The organism is Halobacillus yeomjeoni, from assembly GCF_020171525.1.
Lineage (GTDB): Bacteria > Bacillota > Bacilli > Bacillales > Halobacillaceae > Halobacillus > Halobacillus yeomjeoni.
In genome coordinates this window covers 216,263-230,912 of sequence record NZ_JAIVAI010000001.1, presented here as the reverse complement: position 1 = coordinate 230,912, position 14,650 = coordinate 216,263, and the positions used below count along the sequence as shown (strand labels likewise).

The following is a 14,650-nucleotide window of genomic DNA, read 5'->3' as shown; positions in this document are numbered from 1 at the left end:
AGTTACTGCATTACTCGTCGTACGGTATATACTTCCTGTATTTGTTTGATCCGTTCTACTATTTTTCTCAGATGGCTTGTATTCTGAATCAATATCGTGATATGAATCGTCGCCATTTTATTACGGTCTGATTTCCCTGATACTGCTGTAATGTTTGTTTTGGTTTCGTTTACTGCCTGCAAGACTTCGTTCAAGAGACCACGACGATCATATCCCCAGATTTCGAGATCGACATGATATTGCTTGGAATCAGTAGCTGAAGTTTCCCACTCTACTGGTAATAAGCGGGTTTGGGCTTCTTCCGTCTGGACGTTGAGGCAATCCGTACGGTGTACAGAAACTCCTCTCCCCTTCGTTATATATCCAATAATATCATCGCCGGGGACAGGGTTGCAGCACTTGGACAAACGGACGAGCAAGTTGTCGACCCCTTCAACCCTTACACCAGAATCTTTTTTGCTCGGTTTTGGTGAGGTCTTTATTTCTGTAGTGCTGACATCAGCAAGTGTCTGCTCCAAATTCTGCTCTTTTTGTTTCTGTTTTCTTATTTTTTCCGTCAGTCTAGTAGCGATTTGAGCTGCTGTAATCCCCTGATATCCTACTGCCGCAAACATATCTTCATCATTCGTGAAATTGAACTTCTCAGCCACCCTCTTCAAGTTATCACTCGTGTACACTTCCTTAGGCTGTATGTTGAAGTTGCGAATCTCCTTATCCACCAATTCTTTCCCTTTGGTGATATTCTCGTCTTTTCTTTGTTTCTTGAAGAATTGACGAATTTTATTTTTAGCTTGAGAGGTTTGTGCAAGGTTGATCCAATCTTTTGAAGGACCGTATGAATGCTTAGAAGTCATCACTTCAATGATGTCCCCCGTTTTCAACTCATAATCCAGGGGTTCCATTTTGCCATTCACCTTAGCCCCGATTGTCTGATTTCCAACTTCCGTATGAATGCGGTAAGCGAAATCAATCGGTACAGAGCCTGATGGAAGCTCTATGACGTCTCCTTTTGGTGTGAAGACATAAACCATATCAGAAAACAAATCGACTTTCAGCGACTCCATGAATTCTTCTGCATCATGCGTCTCACTCTGCCAGTCAAGAATTTCTCTGAACCATGTCAGCTTTTCCTCAAATGACCGTTCGGTTGATACTGGTTTCCCCTCTTTATAAGCCCAATGCGCAGCAATCCCATACTCTGCTATTTCATGCATTTCGTGTGTACGGATTTGAACCTCCAAAGGATCTCCTTTAGGACCGATTACCGTTGTGTGCAATGATTGGTACAAGTTAGGCTTCGGCATAGCAATATAATCTTTAAAGCGGCCCGGCATCGGCTTCCAGCATGTGTGAATGATACCTAGAACAGCATAGCAGTCTTTTATGCTATTGACCGTGATTCGAACAGCCAATAAATCATATATCTCATTGAATTGTTTATTTTGAATGACCATTTTTCTATAGATGCTGTAAAGGTGTTTCGGTCTGCCATGCAGATCCGCATCAATGTTCACATCTTTCAACTGGCTCCGGATTTCATCTATGACTTCTTCTATATAATGCTCACGTTCATTCCGCTTTTGCTTCATGAGATGCACAATTCGGTAATATTGCTGCGGATTCAAATAGCGGAGTGCCGTATCTTCTAGTTCCCATTTGATTGTAGAGATACCTAAACGGTGAGCTAACGGTGCAAAGATTTCCAGCGTTTCATTGGAAATTCTCCGCTGTTTCTCAGCGGGAAGGTGCTTCAACGTACGCATGTTGTGCAGGCGATCAGCAAGCTTGATCAATATGACCCTGATATCCTTAGCCATAGCTACAAACATTTTTCTATGGTTTTCTGCCTGCTGTTCTTCCTTGGATTTGTATTTGATTTTTCCTAATTTCGTAACTCCATCTACAAGCATGGAAACTTCTGTATTAAACGCTTCTTCAATCTCTTCTAGAGTGATATCTGTGTCCTCTACCACATCATGGAGAAAACCACCGGCAACCGTTTCAGGATCCATTTCCAAGTTCACCAGAATTCCTGCCACTTGAATTGGATGAATGATGTAGGGTTCACCGGACTTACGGTATTGCTCACTATGCGCTTTCTCAGCGAACTGATAAGCACGACGGATGAATTCGAGATCGGAACCGCTCAAATATTTACTCGCTTGTTCTATGACTTCTTCAGCAGTTAACACTGTATCTTTCGCCATTCAATCACCCTAGTTTCTTTTAACTTTCTTTCAAATGTCGGTTTGCTTAACATTATCAAAAAAAGTATAAAAAATGTAAAGCAGCACCTATCCTAATCCCTGTAAAACAAAGAGCGCCTCCTTTGAGGCACTCTTTTTCATTTAATATTGCATTAATGTCAAAACGTCGTTGTCGCCTAGTTTCTTACGACCATCTAAATAGGTTAACTCGATCAGGAATGCACAGCCTGCTACTTCGCCTCCGAGCTGTTCAACTAAATCGATCGTAGCCTCTATCGTTCCTCCTGTGGCAAGAAGGTCATCTACGATCAGCACCCTCTGCCCTGGCTTGATGGCATCTTTGTGGAGGGTCAATACGTCTTTGCCGTATTCCAAACCGTAATCAACCTTTATTGTTTCGCGTGGAAGCTTTCCTTCTTTACGTACAGGCGCAAAACCGATTTCCAGAGCGTAGGAAACCGGACACCCTACGATAAATCCGCGCGCTTCAGGTCCGACGATAATATCGACTTCTTTTTCTTTTGCGTATTCAACGATTTCATCAACGGCCGCTTTAAAAGCAGGACCGTTATCCATTAACGGAGTGATATCCTTGAAAGTGATACCCTCCTTGGGCCAGTCTTGTACAATGGCGATATGTTCTTTATAATCCATTAACTACTTCCTCCTTGACGTGCATTGACTCCTTGTCCATAAGTGGATCGATCCAATTCTTCAATTCTTTATATGTCGAGTAATACAACGTTTGTTCAATATATAGCTGCTGTTCCCTTTCTTGATAAAGGACGGATTCTTTCAAGTCCTTTTTTGAAGATTGGGCATTGATGGTGATAAGTCCATCTTTCATTTTAACAAATTCAAGTTCAAAAAACACCTGTGAAATGAAATCGACCATTGATCGATCCCATCCTTTGCGGCGGGCAAGAAGATCACCTTCTTTATGAAGGTCAAAATTGCCGCGCTTCATCAGCATGCTGTAGAACCATTTGAAGTGATCTCTTGAAGGCCAAGTCTTTAAAAATGTGCTGTCTTCAATTCGATAACATGCATACAATTTGCTTACATTGATCTTATTCAATACTTCTTTCAACTGTGAAATGCTCTTTGGCAGATCCAATAATAGAAGTCCATCGACCTCTTTTTTACCATCTATATCCTTAAAGTCAACGATCGGTACATCGTGCGGGGATTCTTCCATGCCTTGGAAGGAGACAGCTATATACTCTTGCCCTTGAGGAATGACCAGGTTTTTCTCCAGATGCTTGGAACCTCTAAGATCAAAAAGCTGCCACTCACTCACACAAAGATCCTGTATCATGATTTGTAAATTCTTTCTGCCATTCCATTCATTGATGCTCAATTCACCAACGATATCCAGTTGATCTGCAGGAGAAATATGTGGATAAAGATCTCCCAAGCCAAAAGCAATCCCATCTACCCGGGTAGAATTCTCTTGAAATTGCATTTTCAAATGATTCTTTTTGCTTCCGATCAGGCGGATTTCTTTCGGGGTATTTTTCAGGTGAAACAGAGGCTTAGGGTTTCCCATTCCGAATGGACGCAACTGATCGATTTCTTGTATTTGTTGAAGCGATATATCCTCTATAGCGACAGACATTTCAATATCCAGCACTTGTTGGTAATCTTCTTCTGATAATTTTCTTTCAGCAATTTCATTCAAGTCTTTTCTTAAAAGGTCGATTTGTTCAAGGTCCAACGTCATCCCTGCCGCCTGAGCATGACCTCCAAAATGAATGAATCGTTTTCTTACTTCCATACAATTTGTGAACATGTCAAATGCATCAATACTACGGGCGGAACCTTTGGCCTCCCCCTTTTCAGTATCTATTCCAAGTACAATAGCCGGGCGGTCATGTTTACGTACTAATTTGGATGCTACGATACCAAGAACTCCAGGATTCCATCCTTCCTTAGCAACGACGATGACATTACCCTTATCATCGCGTTCTAAAAGCATCTCCTCAGCTTCTTTCGCAATATCTGCTACGATTTTTTGCCGTTCCTGATTCAGCTGATTAATATACTTAGCAATTTCTCTCGCTTCTTCCACATCTGGCGAAAGGAGAAGATCCACTGCTGGAGACGCATCTTGTAAACGACCGACGGCATTGATTCTCGGTCCGATGGTGAATCCGATGGTTTCTTCATTCATTTCTCCTTCAATACCGCACACTTCACGAAGGGCCAGTATTCCAGGTCTTTTGGAATTCGTAATGGCTTGCAGTCCAATCGAAGCCAAAACTCGGTTTTCTCCCTGAAGGGGAACTAAATCGGCGATGGTACCGATTACGACCAAATCTAAGAGGTGTTTTGGAAAATATCCGAGGAGAGCTTGAGCAAATTTGAATGCCACTCCAACTCCAGCTAGTTCCTGAAAAGGATAATCGCTCGATGTCTTAGGATGGATGATTCCATAAGCATCTGGAAGCTTTTCCTGTACCTCGTGGTGATCGGTGATAATCAAATCTATACCAAGTTCTTTGGCTATGTCAGCCTCATGAATTGCAGCGATTCCAGTATCGACTGTAATGATGACAGAATAGCCCGTGTCATAAGCAAAGCGAAAAGCTTCTTCGTTCGGGCCGTACCCTTCAGTAAATCGATTAGGAATATAGAAGTCACATTCGGCTCCTGCTTCTCTTAAGGCTTCAATCATAAGTGTCGTAGAGCTGACTCCATCTGCATCATAATCACCAAAAACGAGTATCGACTCACCATTAGAAATCGCATCCTTCACTCTGTTAATGGAACGCCTCATGCCATCCATGAGGAATGGATCGTGTAAATCTTCTGTAGAAGGATTCAAAAATTGACGGATGGCATCTGGATCGAGGATGTTTCTTTTCTCCAATAATCTCTTCGTCAATGAAGTCAAACCATCAGAGCTGCCTCCAGATTCCACTTCTCCTGTATATGTAAAATTCCATTTCATACTGCTTTGTAACATAAGTTCACCCCTGACCCATCTATTATACAAGAGCGGTCCAGGGGTGGCAAACTTCCTTATACGTTTTCAGATGCAGAATTTTCAGCGTCATCCGTTCGTGTATCTTCCTCAATCGATCCGGATTGAAATTCCTTTTGTTCTTGATCTTTTGCAGATAATTGTTGATGAAGCTTTCGGTTCTCTCTTTTCAACTTGAAGTACCGCACGGCTCCTACAGAAGCTGTTGCTAATCCACCTAATAGAACTGATAAAAGGATCACCAGGATAAGAGGAGCTTCACCTGTGCCGAAAAGAAAGTTCACTTGTACAGGATCCACATTGATGACTGCAAAGATAGCAATAATCAAAGCAAATATAAGAGCGAGTATCAAATAAGATTGTCCCTTCATGAATCATTCCCCCTTTCATACTGAACCATTTTACCATACCTTATTACTACTATACCCGCCTCAATTAAGGCTGAACCAAAAAAAGCTGCCACTCCAACGAGTGACAGCTTTTTGTTTTAGACCTGTGGTCCACCTGTATTCTTTTTCTTCACAAACTGAATAGGATTATCTTTAATGTTTCTACCTCTCCAAATCAACCAAAGCTGAGATGCGATAAACAAGGAAGAATACGTACCTGCCATTAGACCGACAACGAGCGCGAATGAGAAGTTGGTAATGGAAGAGGCTCCAAATAACAACAACATAACCGCTGCAAAAATGACGGTAAGTACCGTATTGATACTTCGAGCCAATGTTTGCATTAAACTGTCATTGACGACCTTCGCAAGTTCTCCAAATGATTTCACTTTCTTCTTCATCTTGAGGTTTTCCCTGATACGGTCGAACGTAACAATCGTATCGTTTACAGAATAACCGACGATAGTCAGTATTGCTGCGATAATAGTAATGTCAAACTCCAACCTTGTAATACTGAACAAGGCAATGATGAAGAAAGCATCGTGCAGCAAAGCGATGATCGCTGTAAGAGCAAAGTAAAATTCAAATCGGATCGTTACATAGATGATGATCCCGATAGAAGCATACAAGACTGCAAGTGCAGCGTTTTTTGCAAGTTCCTGACCGACAACAGGAGATACAGTACTGACATTCGGAGTGTTTCCGAATTTTTCTTCATAGTACGTTTGGATCTCCCCGATTTTGTCTTTACTCAATTCTTTTTCAAAACGAGCGACAGCAATTTCATTATCATCTCCGGAAATGACGACTTTTTTAGGGTTTACATCGAATTCTTCTTTTAGTGTTTTTTCCACTTGAGAGACTTCGATACTGTCATTAGCCAATATGGAGACACGAGAGCCGCTTGTAAAGTCGATACCTAAATTAAGTCTGAAAATAGCCAGGGCCAATATCCCGGCACCGATGAGTATGATGGAAATTGTGAAGAACCTCTTCCTGAGGCCTACGAAATCGAATTTACGCCCCAATACCGTCGGCTCAACTTCTTCTCCCTCTTCAATATCATGGATATCCTCCGGCTTCACACCAAACCATTTCGGTCGCTTATTCAAGAACCGGCTCTTCACCCATAATCCCATGAATAAACGCGTACCATAAACAGCGGTGATGAAACTGACTAAAATACTTACAATCAACATCGTCGCAAAGCCTTTTACCGAGCTCGTACCGAAGATGAAAAGAACGGTAGCAGCAATTAAAGTCGTTATGTTCGCATCCATGATTGTGGCCAGTGAACGTCGGTTACCGGCTTTGAATGCAGACATGACTGATTTACCAGCTTTTAATTCTTCTTTGATACGTTCATAAGTAATGATGTTCGCATCGACAGCCATACCTACACCGAGGATGAGGGCTGCGATTCCAGGAAGTGTAAGCACACCGTTCATCAGTTCAAAGACAAGTAAAATCAAATAAATGTATGCTGTAAGAGTAATTGCAGCGATGACACCCGGGAACCGGTAATACGCTATCATGAATAAAAAGATGGTAGCAATCCCTATGATTCCTGCGATGATCGTTTTATTCATCGCCTGCTCACCAAACTGAGCGCCTACAGAAGTAGAATACGTTTCTTCAAGGTTAACCGGCAGAGAACCGGCATTCAAAATCGCTGCAAGCTGTTTCGCAGACTCTACAGTGAAATTACCTGTAATTTGAACCGTATTGCTTCGAATTGGTTCATCGACTGCAGGAGCCGACACATATTTCGGATCCTCTTTACCAAATTCTTCTGCAAACGAGGTCTTTTCAGTATAATCAAGCCAAATGACTAAAGAGTTCTCTAGATAAGGAGTAGTAGGATCATCCGGTTTATTCGCAATTTCTTTCGTAACATCATAAAATTCTGAGGCGCTCTTCACTTCCAATGTTACGATCGGATTGTTATTTTGCGGATTGAAGCTCTGCTGTGCACTACCTTCCTTCAAGTCCTGTCCATTCATATATTCCTTATCATCCACACCACGGAAAGAAAGTTTAGCTGTGGTGGACAATAAATCACGGGCTTCCTTCTGATCCTCAACACCCGCGAGCTGAACACGGATTCGATTTCCGTCTTCAATGGCTATATTGGTTTCACTGATTCCAAGCGTATTGACACGTCGGTTCAGCGCTTCCACTGTAGCCTCCAGCACTTGTCTATTGACTTCCTGCCCTTCATCGAGTGGTTCGACATCATATAAAATTTCAAAGCCACCCTGGAGGTCAAGACCCAACCTTATATCTTTCGTAATCCCTGTCAATGTCGTCCCTATCGTCCCCGCCAGTAATAGCAGGACAATGAAGAAGGCGACGATTCGACCACGTTTCACCATTCCGTTTTCCTCCTTTAAACCGACACACCCCAATAAACCTATGTACATATATGTCCCGTACAACGTCCATTTCATCTAAAGAGGATGTTCATCGCTGTGTTCTATGCCACTCATTTTACTACCTTACGTTCTAATGACGACTCTTGATTGATTATAGAAGTTTCTGTCAAAAGAAGTCAACATGGTTAAGATTGATCTGGTGCAACATTCAATGCTTCCAAAGATGCCATCAAATCCTCATTTTGAAAGGCTGACATCGTCAAATAACTGACATATGTATGGATGTTCAAGTGGAAAATATCCTGGACCACTTCATGAATTCGTTTCTCTGGATTACCCTTCCAGACTTTTTGGACCAGACATTCCCACACTTCATTTTTCGTCGCACGATTATACCCCAGTAAATGGAGTTCATCCAACTTACTCTCAAGGACCGGGGCTACTTCGTCTTTCCATTGGCTGACCGTCTTTACTACCTCCATTGCCGCACACCTCATATCACTAATTTTTGAATCGGGTACAATCCCTTGTCATGCCTTGTCCATCAATGCGCATATACTTCATTGTAGCTGAATTTCAATTCTTTGAGAAGGCGGATCCTCAATATGTCTAAACAAACCTTTCTCCATGGAGCACTCATCCTTGTATTAGCGGGTCTCATCACCCGGCTGCTGGGATTTATAAACCGTATTGTTGTAGCCCGCGTCATGGGAGCCGAAGGTGTTGGACTCTACATGATGGCTTTACCTACCTTGATTCTTGCTATCACCATTACTCAGTTCGGACTTCCAGTAGCGATTTCAAAACGCGTTTCCGAAGCTGAAGCCGTCGGTGATGAAAAGAAAATCAAACGAATTCTTATCGTGTCGCTTGCAGTCACGGGCTCATTAAGTATCTTATTTACGATAGGGTTATTTGTCCTCTCACCAGTGGTCGCTCATTATTTTCTTACTGACTCAAGAGCCATTTATCCTTTGATGGCTGTCACACCCATCATTCCTATCACGGCTGTTTCAGCGGTTGTAAGAGGATACTTTCAAGGACGACAGAATATGAAGCCACAGGCCATCTCCCAAGTCATTGAACAGGTTGTCCGCATCGGTGGTGTCATCGTTCTGACCAAGCTGCTGTTCCCTTATGGAGTCCAATATGCAGCAGCAGGTGCGATGGCTGCTGTAGTGCTTGGTGAATTTGTATCTCTGATCTATATGGTCAAACAATTCAACACCCATAAACGATTCAACATACGAAAATCATGGAGTCAGCACTGGAATAAAGCTAAAACGACATTGAATGAATTGATGACGATTGCCCTGCCGACGACAGGAAGTCGGTTTATCGGTTCACTTACGTATTTTTTTGAACCGATCCTTGTGGCCCAGAGTTTAGCGATTGCCGGCATAGCAGTTGCAGAATCCACCAAACTATATGGAGAGCTGACCGGCTATATCCTTCCACTATTGTTTTTACCGACATTTTTGACCCACGCCTTATCCATAGCACTTGTACCATCGATCAGTGAAGCAGGAGCAAAAGGGAAAAATGACATCATCCATTATCGGATCATGCAGTCGATCCGCTTATCACTGGCATCAGGGGGAGTCATCACCATCGTTTTTATGATTTTCCCTGCATTGATATTAAAAACAATCTATAACACGGATGATGCAGCGTTCATGTTCCAATTCATGGCTCCTTTTTTCCTGCTGCATTACATCCAAACTCCACTTCAGGCAAGTCTGCAGGCTTTGGATCTTGCAAAACCCGCCATGTGGAACACATTGATAGGAGCTATCATTAAATTCATAGTTCTGTTCAGTTTAAGTTCACAACCTGAATTCGGCATTCACGGTGTTGCCATAGCAATGGTAGTAGGAATCGTTGTAGTGACTTTTCTCCATTTAGGAGTGTTGATCAAACAGAAAGTTATCGTGTTTCCGTTCAGCTTGTTCTTCCGTTTCACCATGATCGTATCGATTACAGGGGTGGTGGGCTTTGCTTGGAAACACCATTGGCTGGATCCCGGTAAACCCCTATCCCAATTGCTCGTCATGGGAAGTACTCTGACAGTCTTATACTTCGGACTGTTGTTCGCATTTAAGTTGTTGAACAAAGATGAGTGGAAAATGATCCCTTGGCATAAAATCCTACCAAAAAAATGACCGCCTCCACAGGCGGTTTTTTCACTCTGTCCTCTCATCCATGAAAAGTTGTCCAGAGGGAGAAATGGTACATAAAGAAACTTGATCTATAGAAGAGTACCCTTGTTTTTTTACTTCATTGAGAAGCCAATTTTTATTTTTTTGAATCGTTTGAAGACCACTATACTGAATTTCTCCATCTGCGATCAATACAACAGCATAATCTGATTCTTCGCCTTCTTTCTTTTCAAAAATAGATAGCTTCCCAGTCGGTTCGAGGATAGCATAGTCGACTTGATTTACTTGTTGGATTCCATGCTCTCTCAATTGCATTAGCAAATCATTGAAATTGTAACGCTGGCGTTTCATTTCCCTCTCATCAATTTTTCCATGCCGGATAATAAGAGATGGCTTTCCATCAAACCAATTTCGAAACTTTTGGCTTTTCAATGAAATCCAGGCACTGACGAGTTGAATTGTAAGAAGTACGGACATCGGTACGATAGCAAACCACAATGGATCTTCTGGTTTCTCTATTAAAAATACGGCGATTTCTGCAAGCATGATAAAAACGACGAGGTCCATGACACTTAACTCACCAATCTCTCTTTTCCCCATTAACCTGAAAACAAGTAAGATCGAGAAATAGGTGATGGCCGTTCGAAAGATAAGCGAAAACAAAAGCACAATCCACCACTACCTTCCTTCTAGGGTCTGGCTTTTTTTAACATCACCTAATTTCGCATTTTTATGAGTACCTGCATGTTCAATACTGCCATTATTTTGCACGGGTCACTAAGTAAGTATTTTGAAGCCGCTGTATTTAGCTGATTTATCTTTAAGAAAATTAAGATCTGTTAAAGATTTATTGTCATTTTTCATGTGATCTTCCTTCAGCTCTTTCATTCGCAGAATTCGTGTGAAGCAGCCTTTGGAATATAGGAGGGTCGAAAAGGCAGTATCAAGTGAAGTCGTTACACCAAATACGAACGGGAAGGAACAGCGTACTGCTCCCCCTCCCCCCCATCTTCTGAAATAGAATCACCGAAACGGCAAGCCGGGAGAACTCTTGTAAGAAATCGATAAGAATAGCAACCCCAGACAAAAAAGTGCCAAATTTAAAGGGAAGGAGAATGTATGGATTCTCCTTCCCTTTGTATTTACCGACATAAATCCTTCAATAGAGGAAAGGTTAGCCCTCCCCCTCCCAAACTTTAAATCCACACACGTTATAAAAATGGTAGTAGATAACGTAACAAAACGTAAATGGAGGATACGACTAGGGATAAAATCAAGACAGGGAATCCATACAGCGTGAATTTGATGAAAGAGATAGGTTGATTATGGCTGGCGGCCAGTCCAGCAACAACAACATTGGCTGATGCCCCGACCAGTGTACCATTGCCACCGAGGCAAGCACCTAAAGCCAAGGACCACCAAACTGGATCAACATTCATCATGCCATATCCTTGTAACTCTTGAACCACCGGAATCATAGCGGCTACGAAAGGAATATTATCGACTACCCCTGATAACAAACCTGAACTCCACAGCATGACCATGGAAGTGATCGGCAAATCGCCTCCTGAAATCCACACCATTCCTCTTGCAAGTTCATCAATGACACCAACCGTTTCCAAACCACCGACGAGCATGAACAACCCCATGAAGAAAAACAATGTCACCCATTCCACCTCTTGGAATACATGCTCCACATCCAATTCACGATCTGTTAAGAATAACAACAATAAAGCACCACTGACAGCAATAGTGGTAATATCCATATGGATGAACGGATGCATCATGAAACCGATAATAGTAAGAACTAAAACGGATAATGACTGGAACAATAGCCGGGAGACTTTCAAGTGTTCCATTGCATCCATATTCATCAATTCGCGTGCTAGTTCGGGGTTATAGTTCAATTTACTTCCGAACCTCATGATGATGAATGTTAAGGTCAATAAAAATATGATTACGACTACGGGACCAAGATGATACATGAACGATAGAAAACTGAAGTGCTCCACTGCTTGTCCGATCATGATATTTGGAGGATCTCCTATCAGCGTTGCAGTTCCTCCGATATTGGAACTGAAGATGGTTGTCAATAGGTAGGGAAAAGCAGGGAGCTGCAGACGTTCAATCAAGGAAAGAAGAACAGGAACAAACAATAGAACTGTAGTTACATTATCTAAAAAAGCTGATCCAACAGCAGTGAAAACCGCTGTCACTGCCAACAATGGCACCGGCCGCCCTTTGACCAGCTGGGCAAGTCTAATTGCCATGAAGGTAAAGATTCCGGTTTTTTTCGTAATGGATACCAGTACCATCATTGAAAATAAGAGAGCAACCGTCTCCCAGTCAATAAACCCGAATGCTTCCTCCCATTTATATACTTTGGTCATAAGTAAGAGGACTCCGCCTGCCAGCGCGACAAGCGCCCGGTTCCACTTTTCAGTCATGATTAAGACATAGCTGGCAACAAATATAAGTAAGGCAAGAACAGTAGTCATAGACCTTCCCCTTTTAACGGACTTTATTAATATCTATTCATGTCCAACAGAAAATATCTACTTCTATCTTTACAATCTGCTTGCATATAGTAAGAATGACAAGCTAATCAAGGGGGCGTTTCTATGAAAAAGATGGTCCAAGGTGTGCTTGGATATGGAGTAGGTTCAATTCTTGTATTGATGATCGTTTTTGCAGCTCTCCTTGCCTTACTTCTCCGATTTACTACTATGGATTATGAGACACTCAACCAAATGGCACTGATCGCAGGTATCAGCATCCTTGCTTTCGGTGGGATGATTGCAGCATACAAAGGTGAACAAAAGGGATGGCTGGCCGGAGCTGGGACCGGACTTATATTTGTCAGTTCCATGGTATTATTTCAACTTATTTTCGAAAACAAATGGGTCTCACTGCCTCAACTCAGTTATTTTGGAGGGCTGATCCTCGCAGCATGGTTAGGAGGCATGATCGGAGTCAACCTGCCCAAAAGGTCGGCGAAAAGATAATGAAAAAATCCCGACACACATGTGTGCATCGGGATTTTTCTTTGACTCATTTATCAATTACATACATTATGGACTCTTTTTTTGGTGTCCTATGTCTGTCTTTGACTAATTAGTCTTGATTCAGCTTTTCACGGACGGAAGAACGGTCGAATTTCATTTGTGTTCCGTCTTGGACAGAAAGCACAAGTGTATTTTCGTCAACGGCATGAATGGTACCGTGTAATCCTCCGATTGTTACGATTCTATCACCTTTTTGCAGCTCCGCCTGCATTTGTTGCACTTTTTTCTGTTTCTTTTGTTGAGGACGGATTAATAGGAAATAGAAAATGACAAACATTAGTATAATCGGTAATAATCCGACTAATGTATCCATTTAACTTCCCCCTTTCTAAAAGTTCTTAGCATTAGGTTTGTTGAAACCATATTGCTCAAAGAATTCTTCTCTAAAGTCACCGAGTCGATCTTCTCTTATGGCTTCACGAACTTGCCCCATTAATTTTAACAGAAAATAAAGATTATGATAAGTCGTTAATCTGAAGCCGAAAGTCTCATTCGCTTTAACCAGGTGACGGATGTAAGCTCTACTGTAATTTCGGCACGTGTGACAGTCACAGTTTTCATCAATCGGTCTGAAATCACGTGCGAATTTTGCGTTTCTTACTACCAGGCGTCCATTGGAAGTCATACATGTACCGTTCCGTGCAATCCTTGTAGGCAGGACGCAGTCGAACATGTCGATACCTCGTATACTCCCGTCAATCAGGGAGTCTGGAGACCCGACACCCATCAAGTAACGCGGCTTCTGGGTTGGAAGCAATGGTGTCGTGAAATCTAAGACGCGATTCATCACATCTTTCGGCTCTCCTACAGATAATCCACCGATGGCATATCCAGGAAAGTCCATAGAAGTCAGATCACGGGCACTCTGACGACGCAGGTCTTCATATTCGCCTCCCTGGACGATACCGAACAGACCTTGGTCATGAGGACGTTTGTGCCCTTCTAAACAACGCTCTGCCCAGCGACTCGTGCGCTCCACCGATTTTTTCATATATTCGTGCTCTGCTGGATAAGGAGGGCATTCATCAAAAGCCATCATGATGTCCGCTCCAAGAGAGTTTTGGATCTGCATCGCTTTTTCAGGGGACAAGAAAAGTTTTTCCCCGCTGATGTGATTCCTGAAATGCACCCCTTCTTCTTCTATCTGCCTCAAATCACTGAGGCTGAACACTTGGAAACCACCTGAATCGGTCAGGATGGAGCCGTTCCAATTCATGAAGGAGTGAAGACCACCCGCTTCTTCCACTATATCTTCTCCAGGGCGCAGCCAAAGGTGGTACGTATTGGAGAGGATGATTTGTGCCCCCATCCGTTCCAATTCCTCTGGACTCATCGTTTTGACTGTCGCAAGTGTTCCGACAGGCATGAACATAGGAGTCTCAAAGGACCCATGAGGGGTATGAACTCTCCCTAAACGTGCACCTGTCTGTTTACATGTTTTAATCAATTCATATGTGATAGCCATGATA

The 14,650-nt window shown here is 42.5% G+C and carries 12 protein-coding genes; 2 read left to right on the top strand and 10 right to left on the bottom strand.

Features of this window, described 5'->3' with window-relative positions; all coding sequences use genetic code 11:
- Window positions 1–2: 2 nt before the first annotated feature.
- The 6 genes from LCL89_RS01115 to LCL89_RS01090 all read right to left on the bottom strand — a co-directional run bounded on the left by LCL89_RS01115 (window position 3) and on the right by LCL89_RS01090 (window position 8,439).
- On the bottom strand, window positions 3–2,207 hold the full coding sequence (locus LCL89_RS01115; protein ID WP_224807231.1) for a RelA/SpoT family protein: 2,205 nt from the start codon (window positions 2,205–2,207) through the stop codon (window positions 3–5).
- A gap of 141 nt (window positions 2,208–2,348) precedes the next feature.
- Window positions 2,349–2,861 (bottom strand): adenine phosphoribosyltransferase, encoded by a 513-nt coding sequence (locus LCL89_RS01110; RefSeq protein WP_197316559.1) that lies wholly within the window; start codon window positions 2,859–2,861, stop codon window positions 2,349–2,351.
- A complete protein-coding gene (gene recJ / locus LCL89_RS01105) occupies window positions 2,851–5,175 on the bottom strand; it encodes a single-stranded-DNA-specific exonuclease RecJ (RefSeq protein ID WP_224807229.1) in 2,325 nt (774 codons plus the stop codon). Before recJ ends, LCL89_RS01110 begins: the two co-directional genes overlap by 11 nt.
- 56 nt (window positions 5,176–5,231) lie before the next feature.
- Window positions 5,232–5,564: a LapA family protein gene (locus LCL89_RS01100; RefSeq protein ID WP_197316561.1), complete on the bottom strand. Its 333-nt coding sequence runs from the start codon at window positions 5,562–5,564 to the stop codon at window positions 5,232–5,234.
- Between the two features lie 116 nt (window positions 5,565–5,680).
- Window positions 5,681–7,957 (bottom strand): protein translocase subunit SecDF, encoded by a 2,277-nt coding sequence (gene secDF / locus LCL89_RS01095; protein ID WP_224807228.1) that lies wholly within the window; start codon window positions 7,955–7,957, stop codon window positions 5,681–5,683.
- A 185-nt stretch (window positions 7,958–8,142) separates the two neighbouring features.
- Entirely contained in the window at window positions 8,143–8,439 is a 297-nt protein-coding gene (locus LCL89_RS01090; protein ID WP_197316563.1) for a post-transcriptional regulator, read from the bottom strand.
- A 123-nt stretch (window positions 8,440–8,562) separates the two neighbouring features.
- On the opposite strand from LCL89_RS01090, the gene spoVB reads away from it, so the two are divergent.
- Window positions 8,563–10,119: a stage V sporulation protein B gene (spoVB, locus tag LCL89_RS01085; protein ID WP_224807227.1), complete on the top strand. Its 1,557-nt coding sequence runs from the start codon at window positions 8,563–8,565 to the stop codon at window positions 10,117–10,119.
- Between the two features lie 21 nt (window positions 10,120–10,140).
- Here the strand turns inward: spoVB and LCL89_RS01080 are convergent, their stop codons facing one another.
- Together LCL89_RS01080 and LCL89_RS01075 are read right to left on the bottom strand one after the other, a co-directional pair.
- Window positions 10,141–10,785, bottom strand: coding sequence for a DUF421 domain-containing protein (locus LCL89_RS01080; protein ID WP_404813380.1), 645 nt, complete (start codon window positions 10,783–10,785; stop codon window positions 10,141–10,143).
- 542 nt (window positions 10,786–11,327) lie between these two features.
- Window positions 11,328–12,614 carry an ArsB/NhaD family transporter gene (locus LCL89_RS01075; protein WP_197316565.1) on the bottom strand — a complete coding sequence of 429 codons (1,287 nt, stop codon included), beginning with the start codon at window positions 12,612–12,614 and terminating at the stop codon, window positions 11,328–11,330.
- A gap of 123 nt (window positions 12,615–12,737) precedes the next feature.
- Between LCL89_RS01075 and LCL89_RS01070 the strand changes: the two genes are divergently transcribed.
- Window positions 12,738–13,121, top strand: a complete 384-nt coding sequence (locus LCL89_RS01070; RefSeq protein ID WP_224807226.1) for a TIGR04086 family membrane protein — start codon at window positions 12,738–12,740, stop codon at window positions 13,119–13,121.
- Between the two features lie 109 nt (window positions 13,122–13,230).
- Here the strand turns inward: LCL89_RS01070 and yajC are convergent, their stop codons facing one another.
- Both yajC and tgt read right to left on the bottom strand, forming a co-directional pair.
- Window positions 13,231–13,494: a preprotein translocase subunit YajC gene (gene yajC / locus LCL89_RS01065; RefSeq protein ID WP_197316567.1), complete on the bottom strand. Its 264-nt coding sequence runs from the start codon at window positions 13,492–13,494 to the stop codon at window positions 13,231–13,233.
- Between the two features lie 15 nt (window positions 13,495–13,509).
- Window positions 13,510–14,649 (bottom strand): tRNA guanosine(34) transglycosylase Tgt, encoded by a 1,140-nt coding sequence (tgt, locus tag LCL89_RS01060; protein ID WP_197316841.1) that lies wholly within the window; start codon window positions 14,647–14,649, stop codon window positions 13,510–13,512.
- Window position 14,650 lies beyond the last annotated feature (1 nt).

Coding starts and splice junctions, on each gene's coding strand:
- yajC (WP_197316567.1), bottom strand. CDS start 13,494: ATGGATACATTAGTCGGATTATTACCGATTATACTAATGTTTGTCATT.
- spoVB (WP_224807227.1), top strand. CDS start 8,563: ATGTCTAAACAAACCTTTCTCCATGGAGCACTCATCCTTGTATTAGCG.
- LCL89_RS01115 (WP_224807231.1), bottom strand. CDS start 2,207: ATGGCGAAAGATACAGTGTTAACTGCTGAAGAAGTCATAGAACAAGCG.
- LCL89_RS01075 (WP_197316565.1), bottom strand. CDS start 12,614: ATGACTACTGTTCTTGCCTTACTTATATTTGTTGCCAGCTATGTCTTA.
- secDF (WP_224807228.1), bottom strand. CDS start 7,957: ATGGTGAAACGTGGTCGAATCGTCGCCTTCTTCATTGTCCTGCTATTA.
- LCL89_RS01070 (WP_224807226.1), top strand. CDS start 12,738: ATGAAAAAGATGGTCCAAGGTGTGCTTGGATATGGAGTAGGTTCAATT.
- LCL89_RS01110 (WP_197316559.1), bottom strand. CDS start 2,861: ATGGATTATAAAGAACATATCGCCATTGTACAAGACTGGCCCAAGGAG.
- LCL89_RS01100 (WP_197316561.1), bottom strand. CDS start 5,564: ATGAAGGGACAATCTTATTTGATACTCGCTCTTATATTTGCTTTGATT.
- LCL89_RS01090 (WP_197316563.1), bottom strand. CDS start 8,439: ATGGAGGTAGTAAAGACGGTCAGCCAATGGAAAGACGAAGTAGCCCCG.
- recJ (WP_224807229.1), bottom strand. CDS start 5,175: ATGTTACAAAGCAGTATGAAATGGAATTTTACATATACAGGAGAAGTG.